General features: G+C 64.0%; 9 protein-coding genes. 7 read left to right on the top strand and 2 right to left on the bottom strand.

Going from position 1 to position 17,404, the window contains the following annotated elements; all coding sequences use genetic code 11:
- The first annotated feature begins 73 nt into the window (after positions 1 to 73).
- Entirely contained in the window at positions 74 to 4,270 is a 4,197-nt protein-coding gene (locus tag VGL01_RS08650; protein ID WP_331568444.1) for a hypothetical protein, read from the top strand.
- Positions 4,271 to 4,335: 65 nt separating this feature from the next.
- Here VGL01_RS08650 and VGL01_RS08645 read toward each other — a convergent pair whose 3' ends face one another.
- A complete protein-coding gene (locus VGL01_RS08645) occupies positions 4,336 to 7,884 on the bottom strand; it encodes an ankyrin repeat domain-containing protein (RefSeq protein WP_331568443.1) in 3,549 nt (1,182 codons plus the stop codon).
- Between the two features lie 237 nt (positions 7,885 to 8,121).
- Between VGL01_RS08645 and VGL01_RS08640 the strand changes: the two genes are divergently transcribed.
- Positions 8,122 to 8,568 (top strand): VirK family protein, encoded by a 447-nt coding sequence (locus tag VGL01_RS08640; protein ID WP_331568442.1) that lies wholly within the window; start codon positions 8,122 to 8,124, stop codon positions 8,566 to 8,568.
- 134 nt (positions 8,569 to 8,702) lie between these two features.
- Here the strand turns inward: VGL01_RS08640 and VGL01_RS08635 are convergent, their stop codons facing one another.
- Positions 8,703 to 8,984, bottom strand: a complete 282-nt coding sequence (locus tag VGL01_RS08635; RefSeq protein WP_331568441.1) for a hypothetical protein — start codon at positions 8,982 to 8,984, stop codon at positions 8,703 to 8,705.
- Here VGL01_RS08635 and VGL01_RS08630 point away from each other — a divergent pair.
- The 5 genes from VGL01_RS08630 to VGL01_RS08610 form a co-directional block, all read left to right on the top strand.
- Positions 8,983 to 11,232, top strand: a complete 2,250-nt coding sequence (locus tag VGL01_RS08630) for a hypothetical protein (protein ID WP_331568440.1) — start codon at positions 8,983 to 8,985, stop codon at positions 11,230 to 11,232. The two genes, VGL01_RS08635 and VGL01_RS08630, sit on opposite strands and share 2 nt — an antisense overlap.
- A gap of 159 nt (positions 11,233 to 11,391) precedes the next feature.
- Complete coding sequence (locus VGL01_RS08625; RefSeq protein ID WP_331568439.1) at positions 11,392 to 15,081, top strand: hydantoinase B/oxoprolinase family protein; 3,690 nt, start codon at positions 11,392 to 11,394, stop codon at positions 15,079 to 15,081.
- Positions 15,082 to 15,218: 137 nt separating this feature from the next.
- Positions 15,219 to 15,980 carry a DUF969 domain-containing protein gene (locus VGL01_RS08620; RefSeq protein WP_331568438.1) on the top strand — a complete coding sequence of 254 codons (762 nt, stop codon included), beginning with the start codon at positions 15,219 to 15,221 and terminating at the stop codon, positions 15,978 to 15,980.
- Positions 15,977 to 16,927: a DUF979 domain-containing protein gene (locus VGL01_RS08615; RefSeq protein ID WP_331568437.1), complete on the top strand. Its 951-nt coding sequence runs from the start codon at positions 15,977 to 15,979 to the stop codon at positions 16,925 to 16,927. The genes VGL01_RS08620 and VGL01_RS08615 overlap by 4 nt, the downstream gene beginning before the upstream one ends.
- A 97-nt stretch (positions 16,928 to 17,024) precedes the next feature.
- Positions 17,025 to 17,404 (top strand): LysR family transcriptional regulator (locus tag VGL01_RS08610; protein ID WP_331568436.1); only part of this gene is annotated, 380 nt, incomplete at its 3' end.

Here is a 17,404-nt window from a genome sequence, read left to right as displayed (position 1 = left end):
TGCTCAAGCCGCAACCGATAGCGGCAACCGTACCCGTGCCTCGCGTTCGAGCGGGCGTCGATCGTTTGGCGGTATGCTTTCGAAGCTTACCCGGCTTGGGCGATCGCCGAAGGCGCAGTCTTCACTGGCGACGGGCGGGAGTTTTCAGCAACCCGTGTCCGGAACGGTTGGCGCGGCAGACAACCGGCGCTCGGGCACCGCCCCTTCTAACGACGACGACGTGCGCGAAATGGTCGCACGCATCGTCTCGCAAAAAGACTCGCGCCGTCCTGGCGCCGCCGGTACATCGAGCGAAACCGAAGCCCGCCCCACGATCGCGCACTTCCTCGCACCGGAACTCGGCGTCTCGCCGAGCGCACCCGAGAAACGTTCCAAGAAAGGCTGGAGCGGGCTTTTCCATCGCCGATCCAGTTCCAAAAAGACTCCTGCCGCCACGCAAAAGGCGCCGACGCAAGCCCCCCCCGCCACATTGTCGACGGTCACCCATCGCGAGGATCCGATTGGGGAGACCGTTAGTTGGATCAAAGCCAAGCACGCCGCGGAATCCACCGCGCAGGAAGATATCCAGGAGCCGAGTGCCGCGGTTTTCTCCTCGACAGGAGCCGGAGACGACGATACCGAGGTTCGGCACGAGAGCCCTCGTAACTCGAACACATCGGAGCATTCGGCGAAAGACGTCACCTACGACACCGGCCCCATCTTCGACGAGTCGGGCGACGAACATGAAGAGGACAATCTGTTCGATCTCGACATCGGCCCGTTGCATCCACCGCCGGTGGAAAATGAAATCCGTACGGTCACGCCATCGAATTCGGAAACGGGTTCGGCACGGCACGACGTCCCGCCGCAGCAGAACGAAGTGTTGACTACGACCGCACCGCTCCCTCAACCGGACCCCGTGCCGAGCGCCAACCCGCAGCGAAGCAGCCTGGGCAAGTTGAAGCAACTCAAGAACGCGCTCAAGGGCTGGCAGACCTATGCCAAGGACGAAGCGTATATTCACGGCTTCGGTTTTTCGTCGACGAGCCTGTCGCTCACCCCGATCTCGACCAATACAAAAACCGCACGCGCCAAACCGTTCACGGGCGTCACGCGCGAAGGCGATGCACCCGTCGAGCTGCACAGGCGGCTCGCGAATCTGCCCGGCAGCACACCGCCGGCCGTGCTTCATGAAAGCCCCGTCGTGCAGGAACTCGAAGCGCCGAACGCACTCGATCGATTGTTTCTCGACGCGAGCATCCTCCCCGGGACCAACCGCCGCCAGCTCTTCGATTCGATCAAGCAAGTCGCCGCGGAAAAGAACCTGACGCCGTTCGAGGCATCCAGCCTTGCCCAGGCACTGCATATCGCGTTCAGCCGCACGCCCGATCGTTCGAGCGACGCCGCTTACGATCCGGCCTACGACGCAGCGCACGATGCGCAGATCGCACTGCAATCGCTGCCGCAGACGAATCTGCTCGATGCGCTGCGCGATACCGCCGAACCGCAGCGCACCCCCGATTACGATGCCGATAAGGCGTGGGCGCTCGCACAAGAGCTCATCCACATTCCAGGCGGCGTCGGCACGAGCCTCATCGAAAAGCTCACGCCGCAGACGCCCCGTCCGGCGGGCACACATGCCTCGGTCGTGGAAAAGGACCGGATGCTGTTGAGCGTGTTGCTGAAAGCCTCGCAACAGGTCGTGCGCGAAGCACGGCAATCGGCCGCGACGAAGCCCGAAAGCAAGATACTCGGCGTGTTTCCCCGGGCATCGCGGCAGGTGGGCAATGCCGCCTCGCCCGAGCCCGGCGGTCCTCGCATGCTCGCGCACGATCCGGCTTCGATCTTCGCCGACGGTGCGCTCCACGCCGCCATCGCGCAAGCGGGCGAAGACCAGTGGCCGGGAAGCAACAACACGTCTGTGCCGAGCAATCTCTCGCTCGCGCAAAAGGCGATGCTCGCCGTCAAAGACGAGTTGCAGACGATCGATGCGCACGTCGCCGACGAAGCCACGCGCGGCACGGCCTTCAGCCAGGGCACGCACGGTTGCCGCTTCGCGATTTCGATGATTCGCGGCGATATGCTGACCGACCAGGCGCGTGAGCCGAGCGGCGTGCGCAGTCAATTCCAGCTCGCCGAATCGCGCCTGGGCAAGAGCGTTGGCAAGCACCTCGACCGCGCAATGCGGCGCCCGACCACCTGGACGCGCTTCCTGGGCTCGCTCGAAGCGTTGAGCCGGCACGTCGGCGTCTACAAGAACAAGAGCCCCTTTTACACTTACAACCGCATCGCGGAGAGCGACGGCGGCCGCGGCATGGGTGTCGCGAACCGTGGCGGCACACACGCCGGCCGCGCGCTCTACGACATGCAGCACAAGGTCCAGACGACGATCGACGAACGCGCCAATCTTGGCGAGGACGCGGCCGCCGGCGACGAGGAAGCGCTGCGTCTGATGGTGCGATCGTCGATCATTCAGACGTCCAAGGCGGAGACACTGATGTTGCCGCGTTTCGCGCAGCCCGTGAGCCTCTCGGACCTGTCGCAAGGCAAGGTCGTGGATGCCGTGATGCAGAAACTTGGCGGCGCCGGTGCCGAAGCCGATGCGGAAGCGAACGACGCGTTGCGAGCCAAAGTCGCCGCGATGGTGGCCGACGAGAACAAGCCGTTGACGACGCAACGTTTGCTGCAATGGGCCGCCGCTGTCGGCGGGCCCGATAACGCGGGTTCGGCCAAGGAGATAGCGGGCGCGGCACCGGCCGACCACCCATGGCGTGCGTTCGCGGAAGCGTTCGAGCGCGCGGAACATCCGGACGAGATCGCCCCGATCGCCACCCCTTCCTTACGCGGCAAATCGCGCGACGAAGTCGCTGACATCCTGGCCAAAATCGTCGCCGCGGAGGAACTGGGCTCGGGTTTCGCGCTGGATAGCGCCGGCAACGTGCAGGGCACCACGAAGAACGTTTCGGGCATTATCTCGAGCGTTCCGCTGCACTTTCTCGGCAGCGTCCACGCGGACCTGGGCGGCGGCAAGATCCGCACCGTGCGCTTCGAATCGGTGACGAGTACCGATCGCAGTCAATTGCGCGTCAGCGTGACGACACTGAAGCGCGGTCAGGCCGGCTTCGGCGGCAGCGTCGGCCATTTCACCTCGGGTGACGCACCGATCACGGCGGGCGGCGGACTCGATGTCGGCGGCGCGTACGAAGTCGTCCATCAGGAAGGCGCGGTCCTCGGATTCCCCCGCAATCTGTCGGGCGGCGTGCTGGGCGATCGCGCCGTCAACGAGAAAAAAGCGCAGCTCGTCAAACTGCTCGTGCAAGGCGGCGCACTTGAAGGCCACGCGCAGCCGGCCAACGAGGAAGACCGCAAGTCGCTGATCAAGTGCGCCTATCAGGCTTTCGGCGACGATCTGTCGATCGGATTTTACGAAATGGATCAAACCGACAAGCAAGGCACGCTGAGCGTCAACGGCAACGTCGGCATTCGATTCGGCGATTTCAAGCTGGGCCTGCCGACGGTCGGCGCAGCCGGACGCACGCAAGGCACGACGATCCGGTATCGGGACCAATCGGGATTCCTGAAGACCGAATGGGAGACGGACTCGAGCGCCTACAACGCGTCGTTCCAGGGTTCTTTGGCGTCGCTGAATGGCTACGACGAGCTTTCGGCGGGCACTCACGACCTGCACAGCTCGATCACCACCGCCATCGCCCCATTCGTATCGGGCTCGGCGCAATTCTTCCGCTTCGGCGTGGCCGATCGTCGCGTCCAGATCGTGCAGGACGGCAAGGAGCTGCCGACGAGCTTCGCGACACGCACGTTCCAGGCGCCGATTTCCTTCCTTCACGAATTCGGGCAAAACGTCGACAAGTATGCCGACGACAAGGCAAAGAAGTTTTTCCCGAAGGAGTACAACGCGGGCGGTCAGGCACGCGAGAACGTAGTGCAGCGCGAGAAGACCCGCATGCTCGAGTTCGTCAACCACTACCTGAAGGAACGCGACCTGACGTCGACACCGCAGCTGTACACGGAATTCGGCGACAACGTGGATACGGCCAACAAACTGCGCGCAGCCGCTTACATGGCCGAGCGGCTGGGCAAGAAAGAGACGGCAGGTACCGCGCGCGAAGAGATATCGGCGATACACGGCGACGAGAAGTATCGCGAGGGCCGCTTCCTGACCAACCTTCAAATCGAGCAGGAAGGCAAGCAGGTGGGGATCAACGGTATCGTCGGCGTGACCTATGCTCGCAACGATAACCGCGCGCAGCAGGTTCTATCGTTCACGTAAGCGGACTCGCCCGCCCGGGCACATAAGCGGACGACGCGGCGATCCGCGTTTCGCCGCGCGCGCTGTCAGAGCCGCTGCCGCTTCGCTGACGGCTCAGCGGAGGAGGAAGATGGGCCGGGCGCCGGGGGTGAGCCCGGCGGCGACGCTTCGGGACTGTCGTCGCTCCCGCTTCCCGAGTCGGAAGCGTCCGGCGAGCCGTCGTCATCGGAACTCTCCGATGACGATGCGCCGGCGGCGCGCAGCAAGTCGACGATTGCGACATGCCCGTGAGCTTCGGCGAGCGCCAGTGGCCTCCAACCGCCCGTGTCCCTAATGCTTGCGTCGGCACCCAGGCGCAGCAAAAAGGCGACCGCTTCGGTCTGGCCTTGCTGTATCGCGTGGTGCAGCGCGGTGCGCCCCGCGGCGTCGGTACGATCGACTTGCGCGTCGTGGTCGATCAGGACTGCGATCATATCGGCGTCGCCGTCCCGAGCGGCCAGCATCATCGCTGTCTGACCCAGCGCGTTCGCATGTTCGACATCGGCGCCGTGGGCAATCAGCGTCTCGACCAATTCGGTATCGCAAGTCCTGGCAGCCGCCAGCAGGGCCGTCATGCCTTCATTGTCGGTGCCGCGGATATCGCCGCCCAAGGCCAGCAGCGCATTGACCGCCTCGCCGTGACCTTGCGCCGCCGCGATGATCAGGGCGGTTCGGCCATTGGCGTCGCGCTTTTCGATTTCAGCCCCCCGAGCAGCAAGCAGGCGGACCGAATCGTGGCCATTGCGAGCCGCAGCGATCATCAGAGCGGTCTGCCCCGACGCATCGGTCCGGTCGATCTCGGCGCCCGCCGCCGCCAATGCCTCGATTGACGCGTGAGCATCGATCGCGGCCGCAACCATGAGCGCGTCCCGCCCATCGAGAGCGATGTGACGGATGTCCGCGCCGGCATTCAGGAGGACCGTCACAACGGCCGGTCCTCCCCCGTTCGCCGCGTGCATCAGCGCGCTCCAGCCCTTGCTGTCGGTCCGTGCCACGTCGGCGCGCTTTGCGAGCAGCGCGTCGACGATTTCGATGTGTCCCGAGGTTGCCGCATACATCAACGCGGTGGCGCCCAGTATCCGGTCGGCGCGATCGAGGTCCGCGCCGCTTTCGATCAATGCCTCGGCGACGGTCAGCTTGCCGCTTCCCGCGGCCGACATCAGCGCCGTCATGCCCGCGGCATCGGCATGATCGACGTTCGCGCCGCGCGCCGCAAGCGCCCGGACCGCCGCTGTCTTGCCCATCATCGCAGCCAGCACCAACGCGCTCCAACCGTGCGCGTCAGGCAGCTCGCGCGCCGCGCCGCGGTCGATCAGCATCTCGATGGCTGCGACATGTCCGTGCTGCGCCGCCATCATCAGCGCGCTCAAGCCTCCGTCGCTGAGCAGATCGAGGTCGGCGCCGCGCGCGGCCAGCGCGTCGATCGCGGCGGCCTGCCCTACCTGTGCGGCGAACATGACAGCGGTAAGACCTTCGCCGGTTACCCGGTCGACGTAGACTTCCGCGTCCGCCAACGCTTCGATCATCGGCACGCGACCATGCGCCGCGGCAAGCATGAGCGCCGTGATGCCTGTCGCGGTGGTTTGCTCCGGATCCACGCCGCGTGCCATCAACTCGGCGAAAACCCTCGTACCGCCGTTCGAAGCGGCCACGTGCAATACGCTCCAGCCGTAATTGTCTTGATGCTCGACGTTCGCACCGCGCGCAAGCAGCGCCGCCAACGCTCGAGGCTGGTCGTGTGCCGCGGCGATCAGCAGCGCGCTCCAGCCGACCACGTTCGTTCGCTCCAGGTTCGCCCCGCTCTCATGCAGCGCCTCGATCGCCTCGACGCGGCCCTTGCGCGCGGCAATCATCAATGCGGTCTCGGCTGCCTCGTTGGTCAATTCGACATCGGCACCGGCCGATTTGAGCGCGCGAATAGCTCCGGCTTGGCCGCTTTGGGCAGCCAACATCAGCGCGGTCCAGTTATCGCGGTTACGCATGTTGACATCGATCTTCCCTGCCAGCCGTTCGATCGGCCGCACCATCCCTTGGCTCGCGGCGTAATGCACCACCGCGTTGCCGCGCTCATCGATTCCGCGGATCGGCGTAAATGCCTGGACCAGAAAGGCCGTCAAACGTTCATCTCCGGCCTTCGCCGCGCCGAGCAGTACAGCATCGCGCTGCGCACTGCCGAGGACATTCAGTTTGTCCACGATCGGCGCCGTGAGGATTTCACCCGTATCGGATCTGTTCTCCCAATATCGGCGCACGACAGGGTCGCTCAGTTGCGCGAGCCATCTCACAGGCGCTCGTTCGGTATCCAGCAGCGCGAGCATACGCTCGGGTGCCAGCGCAATCAGCTCGTCGTGCGGCGTATTGTTCAGGGCAGCCATCACCATCGCTGGCGTCAAGGCGTCATGCATATAGCCCAGATCGCGCAGCACCAGCGAACGATCTTTCTTTTGAGCCTCGTCGTGAACGATAAAGGCCTGGTACCCGAGCTCGACGATCTGCTCGCTCGGCCCCCCACGTACGACACGCACAGGAAAGTCATTCAACAGGTCGCTTTTGACGAGGTTGGCGCCGATCTGCGGCATCAGCAGCACCGGATCCTGCGTCATCCGATAGCTGGTTTCTCCATCTTCGTCTTCCCCGCTGACGAACAGCGCCTCGGCCTCGATCGGTCCGAAGCGCTCGCGCAGTTCGGTTTCGGCCCATGGCGCGAACTCCCGATAGAAAGCCCAAACCTCGTCGGCCGACAGCGTACGGTCGGTAAAGCCGTTGAAGCGTCCGCGAATCTCCGCCAGGCAGTTTTCGGCGACGTGGCGCACGAGCCGCCCCGGCGTGACACGCTCGATGACGTGTTGTTTGCACGCGGCGAGATCGCCGTCGGAAATGCCGAGGCTCGGAATGAATGCGTCCTCACGTGGGTCCGTGCCATAGTCCGACAGGAGATGATTCCAGCATGCGTTGTGATAATGGACCTCGTTCGGCTGATAGTGCTGACGCATGCCGAACGATCTCTGCGTGAATTCGAGAATCGCTTGAGTCAGCATCCGTTCCCATTCGGTTTTAGCGTTGAAGCGCAGCCCGCCGGCGCCTTCAAGATCGATCTCTCTCGCCGAATTGATCAGATGCGTGATTGCGCCGTCGGCACACACGATCAGCCCGGGCGCCAGGTTCCTGACGATTTGCTCGCGCTTGTCCTCGTCGATTGCCGGATCCTCGATTCGATAGGCGAGTTGCTCGAGTGCCTCCTTGCCCTGAGTATGCGCAAGCACGACGCGTGTCGAAAAATAACCGGAAGAACCGGCTTCGACGCGCCCCGCAAACGTTTCGATCTGCGCCGACGCATCCCGGTGTTGGGCTGTTTGCTTGCGTTCGAGGAATTGCTTCAATGAATCGACGTTTTTGCGAATCTGCGCCTTGGACACGACGTACTCGGGCGACTGTTCGAAAGCCGAGAAACTGCCGTGCTGGAGCGCGTTGAAATAGACCGGTCGCTCTCCGTAGCGTTGCGCGGCCTTCTGCGCGACCGCCTCGCGCCTACCGGCTGCGTCGTCGTCATGTTTCTCGACATGAAAGCTGCTGCCTTCGGTAAAGTTGATTTTCACTTGACGGACCCATTGATTCGCACCCTGCGAGCTTGCCGGTAAAGGGCATCAGGCACGCAGCCGTGCGACGAAACCGCGCCGCGCGCGGCGAATGGGGTTCCGGGTCAGCCGTTTCCACAAGACAAGAAATGTTTATCGAGCGCCATAAGGGATGTTTATGGTGCTTTTCTCGAGTGACGAATCTATATATATTCATCCGCGCTTCAACCACCCATTCCACCAGCCTGAGAGGGAAAGATGTCGAAATCGAAAATGACCTGGATAGCGCTGTCCATTGCCGCTGGCCTTTGGTCGACGCAAGCGTTGGCCAACCCGCAACTGTCGACGCTGGCCGACATCGAAGCGGCGCTCGAGCGAGGAGCAACCGTATCGGTGGCGGTCGATCTCACCCGGTGCGCCCCGAGCGGCAGCACGACGCGGCCCGGCACGACGCGTGGCGGGCTCAAGATCTCGTCGTACCGCATCACGCCCGACGGCACGCTGAGTTTCGCGGACGAGCATGCGAGCGTCGGACAGGACGGTTCGCCGCTGTGGCAATTCATCCGCTATCAGGTCAAACCGGATCAGACGGTCGCCTTCTCGACCGATTTGTTCTCCCTTCCGGCCTATACGCGCTTGATGCCGCAGATCACGTACGCATGCGCGATCAATCAAGGCATCGAATTCGTTACTGACCGGCACTGACGGCATAGATCGATTTCCCTATCAATAGAACTTCATAAGCGTATCCATAAAATCGTCGATCTATATTCCAAATCCTCATTTCGCTCGCTTCCAGCGCAATTCGTTCGCTGAACCGAGCGGCACGGCGATCGAGCTTATGGTTGGGCCATGACGCGTCGGGCACGGCATCCGCGTTTTTCCAGCGGGCCGCTCGACGCACGCCCCATCCATCCCTCGCCCATCGCCCCTATGAAAAGCGGAACGATTTCCACCGGTAACCCGGTCGCGTCGACGTCGACCGATTCGCAGACGGCTTCCGTTCGCGATACGTCCGAGCGGCTGCGCCGCGAAACGCCCGCCGTCAACGCGCAGTTCTCCGACTTGCGACCATGGCGCCGGACTTCGGCCCACATCGAGGAGAGAACCGATTCGGACATGAGCGGAGCTTCGTTTCACAGTACGGTTTCCGGTCCATTCGATGCTCTCTCCGATACGATCTCCGATACGGTCACGCCAACGAATGCCGTCGTGCCCCCGAACACCACGGCGTCCACGGGTCCGCTCGTGCACGAGGCGCAGACGAACGAAGCGCCGCCGCTTGCGCACACGCGGCGCGAACGGCTACTCGAGGACTACTTGGACGCGACGCGGCGGCCGCTCGATCGCGAACGCGCACTGACCGCGATCAAGCTGCGTTGCGCCGCTGAAGTTCACTGCGAGAAAAACGAATGGGCCCGCTTCATGCCCCGTCTGCACCGAAAGGGCGCCGCGCAGCGACGCTTCGAGGAGTTACTCGACGTACCGGTGGACGAGTTGCTCGCCGACGTGCAAGCGCACCCCAAGCACTATTCGCGCACACTGTTGACGGACCTGGCTCAGCATCATTTGCTCGCTTCGCTGAACATCGATGTCGCGCTATACAAGCAAGGTATCCACAACGCAGGCCTATACGAAGGGCTGCACAGCGTCGCGGGCCGACTGACCTCGGTCGCGGCCGCCGGCATCAGCGGCGGACTCTCGCTCGTTCCCGGTACCGAGCACGCATTGAAAGTGACGCAGAAGGTCGCCAAGATCGTTGCGCACGAATTGCCGCCCAATATCGTCAACCCGGCGCTCACGGGCACGCTTCGCTCGATCACGGACGTGAAGGAATCGTTCAAACGCGTGGGCGGACAGCCCGTCGTTGCGCCGCAAATCGAACGAAGCCCCGACATGGGGGCGATCGTCAGATCGCTCAAGGATCAGCGTCGCGAACTGGCCACGGCGGTTGCGCAGTTTCGGCAGGCGGCGCAATCGGACGAAGGCGCGCAAGCCGCCGTCGGCCCTCTGACCGATGCGTTCCTCGCGTTGCACGACACCGCGGATCGGCAGTACAGGCGCCGCATCGGCCTGAATCGCACGCAGACCTACAGCAAGGGCTGGGGAATGGCCGTGAACGGCGTAGCCGCAGCGGGCGCCGTGGTAACCGCTACCGTGCCCGTCGCCGGGCAGATTGCCGGCCCCGCGATATTGGCCGCCACGGTACCGCTGCAATGGGGGGCGGGCTACCTCGACGAACGGCGCAACAAGCATCGCTACAACCTGCGAGCGAACACCAAGTGGGGCGACTTCCTGACGGAAGGCGCCGCGCGCATCCATTTCAAGGATTTGAGGCCCGAGCATGTCTCGGAAGCGGCCCTTAGGCGGTCGTTCACGACGCAGCCCGAAGTGCAGATCGCGGCGGTTCGAGAGGTCTACGAAGATGCGCTCGGCGAATGGATCCACGAGCATGCCGAGCTCGAGCGAAAAATCCGCGCGCTGCAAGCGGGCGGGACGACGCCAGAGCGTACGCTGGCGCCGCATCGCACGCGGCTTGCGGAGTTGACGGAACGCATCGAGCTCGCCAAGCAGCACGCGGGCGATTTCGAGTCGCTGGATCCGGCACGCTGGGCCGCGATTCCCGCCGACAGCCTGATCGGCCGTTGCCTCGACGACTTGAAGCAACTCGAAAAAGCGAATCGCCGCGCGCGGCTTCGCAAGCCCGGAGAAAGCGCCCAGATCGTTCAGCGCTACGTCCAGGCCTTTCACGCGGGCGTATCGACCGGGACGGCCCTGCCGATCATGGATGGCATCACGGCAACGGATTCGTCCTACACCACGGACGCGCACGGCCATCGCACCGGCCTCGATCCCTCCGCCGAAGCGGGCGCATTGAGTGCGGGCATTGCAGGCGGCGCAGTCTTCACTGCAGCCACGGGCGAGGTTCGCATGAGCAAGGCCGACAACAAGAAGCTGCTCTCGCAAACGCGCGTGAGCCCGCTGCAATCGCGGTTGCACGAAGCGCGCTGGGTGTTTCAGGCGGCCGGGCGGCGCGTCGACTTGCGTACGACGGCGGGCTATCGCCGGCATGTCCATTCGACGTGGGACGAACTGAGGCTCGTCGGCCGCGCCGTCGGCCATGGCCTCGTCAGCGGACCGGTCGGTCTGGCCAACCTCGTGCGCGCGAAGTGGTGGCCCCGCGGACAACTGCGCCAAGCCAAAACCCAGCTGCGCGACGCGCTCGACGCCATGACGCAGGCCGGAGTGCCGCGCAACGAAGCGGTGCCGCGAGCCAACACGCTGTCGGCCATGAAAGACGAGTTATACGACTACCCCGCGGTGCGCCGCCATCTAGGCGTCGATGGCACGGACAGGCCCGCTGCATAAGGCTCCGGCAGGTATCTATTTTTCTTATACGGTGGATTTATTTTTCTGCCTGGACTGACCGGGTTGGCTCCTTCGACAATCCACCCGACAAACAATGGCCGGCGATGCGCCCACACCCAGCAACCGGCGGCCATCCATCGTGGACGGAGAGTCGAGGTCATGGAAGTGAAATCGCAAGCAAACCAAGAGAACGCGGCAACCGGCGTCGGCGCCGCGCGAGAGACCACCCCAAGCGACGGCCGGTGGCAATTCTGGGTCGATCGGGGAGGCACGTTCACCGATATCGTCGCGCGCCAACCGAACGGCGAGCTCATCACACACAAGCTGCTTTCGGAAAATCCCGATCGCTATCGCGATGCGGTCGTCCAGGGCATCCGCGATTTGCTCGGCATCGAAGCGGGTGCCCCGCTGCCGCAGGACAAGATCGAAGTCGTCAAGATGGGCACGACGGTGGCGACCAATGCCTTGCTCGAACGCAAAGGTGCCCGCACGCTGCTCGCGATCACGCGCGGCTTCGCGGACCAATTGCGCATCGGCTATCAGGAACGCCCCGACATCTTTGCGCGGCATATCGAGCTGCCGGCGCAAATGTACGAACGCGTGGCGGAGATCGACGAGCGCATCGATGCGCAAGGCACGGTGCTGCGCGAGCTCGACGAAGTGGCCACGCGCGCGGCGTTGAGCGCCGCGCGCGAAGCCGGCATCAGCTCGATTGCCATCGTATTGATGCACGGTTACCGCTTCCACAAGCATGAACTTCGCGTCGCCGCCATCGCCAGCGAATGCGGCTTTACGCAAATCTCCGTCAGCCATCAAGTCAGCCCGCTCATGAAGCTCGTCGGCCGTGGCGACACCACGGTCGTCGATGCCTATTTGTCGCCCGTGCTGCGCGATTACGTCGATCGCGTCACGCAGCATACGGGCTCCGTGCGGCTCATGTTCATGCAGTCGAGCGGCGGCCTCGTCGACGCTTCGCGCTTTCGCGGCAAGGACGCGATCCTGTCCGGCCCCGCGGGCGGCATCGTCGGCGCGGTCAAGACTTGCGAAGCCGTGGGCGAACAGAAGGTCATCGGCTTCGACATGGGCGGCACCTCGACCGACGTCGCGCACTACGACGGCGCGTACGAGCGCGTATTCGAAACGCAGGTTGCCGGCGTTCGCGTGCGCGCGCCGATGATGGACATCCATACGGTCGCGGCCGGCGGCGGCTCGATCTGCAGCTTCGAAAACGGACGCTTCAAGGTCGGCCCCGAATCGGCCGGCGCCTATCCGGGTCCGGCGAGCTACCGCAACGGCGGCCCGCTGACGGTGACCGATTGCAACGTCATGCTCGGCCGCGTGCAGGCGGAGCATTTCCCGCACGTGTTCGGGCCGGACGGCGATTTGCCGCTCGACGTCGAAGTCGTGCGCCGGAAGTTCGCCGATCTCGCACAACAAGTCGAACGCGAAACGGGCCGCTCGATGAGCCCGCAAGCCGTCGCCGAGGGGTTCCTCACGGTGGCCGTCGACAACATGGCGCAGGCGATCAAGACCATCTCCGTCGAACGCGGGCATGACGTATCCGACTACGCGCTGTGCGCGTTCGGCGGCGCGGGCGGCCAGCACGCCTGCGAGGTGGCCGACGCGCTCGGCATGAAACGCATCGTGCTGCATCCGTTCGCGGGCGTGCTGTCCGCATTCGGCATGGGCCTCGCGGACCTGCGCGTGCTGCGCGAACGCGCCGTCGAAACGGTACTCGAAGAAGCCGCGCTGCCCGAGTTGCGCGGGTTCTACAACGCGCTCGAAACCGAAGCGCTCGAAGAACTGGTGGCACAGCGCATCCCGAGCGATCGCACACGCGTGACGCGGGCCGTGCGGCTCAAGTACCAGAACACCGATTCCACGCTCGAAGTGCCGTTCGGCCACGAAGCCGAGATGGTGCTGGCGTTCGAAACACTGCATCGCAAGCGCTACGGCTTCGTCATGCAGGCCAAGGCGCTCGTCGTGGAATCGGTCGTCGTCGAGGCCGTCGGCCTGACCGAGACCGATACCAACGCGCTGACCATGGTCTCGCGCCGCGCCGCGAGCGCTCCGCAAACCGATGCGCGCGCAACGATGTTCGTCGGCGGGCGCGAACTGCAGGTTCCGCTTCACGCGCGCAAGGCAATCGCGTTGGGCGACCGGCTCGAAGGCCCTGCCCTCATCACCGAGGACATTTCGACGATCGTGCTGCAACCGGGCTGGTCGGCGAGCCTGCTCGAAGACGGCACGCTGCGTCTCGAGCGCAACGATCAGGCGCAGGCCGGCGCCGCGGCAGCGACGACCGCGATCACGACCGCGCGGCATCCCGTTCATCTCGAGATCTTCAACAACATCTTCATGTCGATCGCCCAGCAAATGGGCGTGACGCTCGAGAAAACGTCGTACTCGGTCAACATGAAAGAGCGGCTCGACTTCTCGTGCGCCATCTTCGACCGGGCGGGCGGCCTCATCGCGAACGCGCCGCATATCCCGGTTCACCTCGGGTCGATGAGCGACAGCGTGCTCAGCGTCATTCGCGAGCACGGCGCGACGATGAAGCGCGGCGACGTCTTCATGCTCAACGTCCCGTACAACGGCGGCACGCACTTGCCTGACATCACCGTCGTCATGCCCGTTTATGGCGAGCGTGCCGAGCTGCTCTTTTACGTGGCCGCACGCGGGCACCACGGCGATGTCGGCGGTATCACGCCGGGATCGATGCCGCCGAACAGCACGCGCATCGAAGAAGAAGGCGTCCTGCTCGATAACGTCAAGATCGTCGACGAGGGTACCTTCCTCGAGGGACCGGTGCGTGGGCTCTTCAACGAGGGCCCCTACCCGAGCCGCAACGTCGATCAGAACATCGCCGACCTGACCGCGCAAATCGCCGCCTGCGAGTGCGGTGCGGCCGAGCTGCTGCGTGCGGTCAAGCGCTATGGTGCCGATGTCGTGCTCGCCTACATGGGGCACGTGCAGGACAACGCCGAAGAAGCGGTCCGCAACGCCATCGCAACGCTCCATGACGGCGAATTCGCCTATGAGATGGACGACGGGGCCGCGATCCGCGTCAAGGTGACGATCGATCACGAGCGGCGTCAGGCCCGCGTGGATTTCACCGGCACGAGCGAGCAGCGCAAGACGAACTTCAACGCGCCCTGCTCGGTCTGCAAGGCCGCCGTACTCTACGTGTTCCGCACCTTGCTGACCGACGATATCCCGATGAACGAAGGCGTCTTGCGTCCGATCGAAATCGTGATTCCACAGGGGTCGATGCTGAACCCGGTGTACCCTGCCGCTGTCGTGGCCGGCAACGTGGAGGTCTCGCAATCGATCACCGATGCGCTTTACGGTGCGCTCGAGGTCATGGCTGCCTCGCAAGGCACGATGAACAACTTCACGTTCGGCGACGAATCTCATCAGTACTATGAGACGATCGCTGGCGGCTCGGGCGCGGGGCGCGCTCATCCGGGCACCTCGGTGGTGCAAACGCATATGACGAACTCGCGGATGACCGACCCGGAAGTGATCGAGTGGCGCTTCCCCGTCATCGTCGAGCAGCATGCGATTCGGGCGGGCAGCGGTGGCGCCGGCCTGCAATCGGGCGGCGACGGCGCGGTGCGCAGAATCCGCTTCCGGCGTGCGATGACGGCGAACATCCTCGCGAACCGCCGTCGCGTCCCGCCGTTCGGTCTGGCGGGTGGAGAAGCCGGTGGCGTCGGCCGCAACTGGATCGAACGCGCCAACGGCGAAATCGATCACTTCGGCGCAACGCATACGGCAACGGTCAATCCTGGCGACGTGTTCGTCATCGAAACGCCGGGAGGTGGCGGCTTCGGCCGCGCTGCATAATTCCAACAATACAAGCGCGAGTCGGGGCCTGTTCGGAGGGCGGCATTGAACGAACAGGCCCCGGTCAACGCGCCATACCGGGGCCCCGCGTGAGAACGCGCGGGACCTTGTCCATCGCTGCTACGGAGGAGCACCCCATGCAACATGCAGTCAATCTATACCCACTTGTCGGTGTGGCTGTAATCGTTATCGGCTTTCTATTGCGTTTCAATCCCATGTTGATCGTGGCGGCATCGGCCATCGTCACGGGGCTTGCGGCGCACTTTCCCATCGACCATATCCTCGCCGCGATCGGTAGCGGCTTCGTCAAGACACGCGTGATTTCGCTGATCATTTTGCTGCCGCTCGCGGTGGTCGGTCTGCTGGAACGGCACGGGCTGCGCGAACGCGCGCAGATCTGGATCTCCGGTATTCGCGCCGCAACGCCCGGCCGTTTGCTGATCGCCTACCTGTTCGTGCGCGAAATCACGGCGGCGCTCGGGTTGACCGGGCTCGGCGGTCATGCGCAGATGGTGCGCCCGCTCATCGCACCGATGACGGAAGGCGCGGCCGAGGCTCGCCACGGCAAGCTGAGCGATGCGGTTCGCTACCGGCTGCGCGCGTTCGCAGCGGCGTGCGACAACGTCGGTCTGTTCTTCGGCGAGGACGTGTTCGTCGCCTTCGGCGCCATCGTGCTGATGGTGACGTTCCTGAAGGAGGCCGGCATCGTCGTCGAGCCGATGCACGTCGCCGTTTGGGGCATGCCGACCGCGCTGTCTGCGTTCCTGATTCAAAGTTTCCGCCTGTACCGGCTGGATCGTTGGCTCGCTCGCAATCTCGGTAGCAAGCAGCCCACCGACGCTCGTCAAGGCACCGGTTCCGAAGAAGTCGCCGCGAAGGCGCAAGGAGAAAACGCATGATCGTCTCGCTCAACGTATTCTTCTGGCTCGTCGGGATCGTGCTGTTCGTCATCGGCGGCATCATCGTCAGCGACCGCTCACATCCGAAGCGCTTCCTCGCAGGCGGCTTCTGGATCGTCTGCGGCGTGATTTTTCTGGCCGGCGACCGCTTGCCCGCCGATGTCGTCGGCGTACTCGTGATTCTGATGGCGATCGTCGCCGGTATCGGCGGCGTCACACGTGCCAAACCCCAGATGCGCCCTGAGGAAGCGCGCCGCGCCAGTGCGATCCGGCTCGGCAACAAGCTCTTCATGCCGGCGCTCACGATTCCGCTCGTCACCGTCATCGGCACGCTGCTCGCGCCGAAGCTCGTCTTCGGCGGTGTCGCGCTGATCGACCCCAAGAATGCGACGCTCGCATCGTTCGGAATCGGTTGCGTCATCGCGTTGATCTTTGCCTGTGCGCTGACGCGCGATTCGGTCGGACAGTCGGTGAAAGAAGCGCGCCGCCTGGTCGATGCCCTTTCCTGGGCCGTCGTGCTTCCGCAATTGCTCGGCATGCTGGGGCTGGTGTTTGCCGATGCCGGGATGGGCAAGGCCGTCGCGCATCTGATCACCGCCTACGTGAACCTCGATTACCGCCTGGTTGCCGTGGCCGTCTACTGCGTGGGCATGGCGCTGTTCACGGTCATCATGGGCAACGGCTTTGCGGCGTTCCCCGTCATGACCGGCGGCGTCGCCCTGCCGGTGCTGATCGGCGTTTTCCATGGCAATCCCGCACCGATTGCGGCGATCGGCATGTTCTCGGGTTATTGCGGAACGCTCTTGACGCCGATGGCGGCAAACTACAACATCGTGCCGGCCGCGCTGCTCGAGCTGCCCGATAAATACGGCGTCATTCGAGCACAGGTACCGACGGCGATCGCATTGTTGATCGTCAATATCGTGCTTTTGAATGCGTTCATGTGATGTCTGAAGCTCTATATCGAGATTGACAGCGCGCAAGGGCCGGATTGCCGAGGCAATTCCGGCCCTTCGCTCATTCGGTTTGATGGCGGAGTGCAAAGTGAATCTCAAGTTCCTCGAAACGTTCATCTGGGTCGCGAAGCTGCACAGCTTCAGCCTCGCGGCGGACAAGCTCCATTCGACGCAGGCCGCCATTTCGAGCCGCATATCGGTTCTCGAACAGGAACTCGGCTCCAAGCTCTTCAAGCGGGATCCGAAAGGTGTCACGCTCACGCGCGCCGGCGAGCGCGTGCTGCAACATGCCGAGCAGGTGAGCCGATCCATGGCCGAGCTCTATGCCTCGTTGCAAGACGAGAACCTCGCTGCCGGCACGATCCGGATCGGCGCGATGGATAGCGCGATTCATTCGTGGTTCGTCGATTTCGTCGCCGACGCGATGCACCACTACCCCAACCTCGATATCGAAGTCACGTCGGACAC

The sequence above is a fragment of the Trinickia sp. genome (assembly GCF_036503415.1).
Lineage (GTDB): Bacteria > Pseudomonadota > Gammaproteobacteria > Burkholderiales > Burkholderiaceae > Trinickia.
This window is presented reverse-complemented; position numbering and strand designations above follow the sequence as displayed.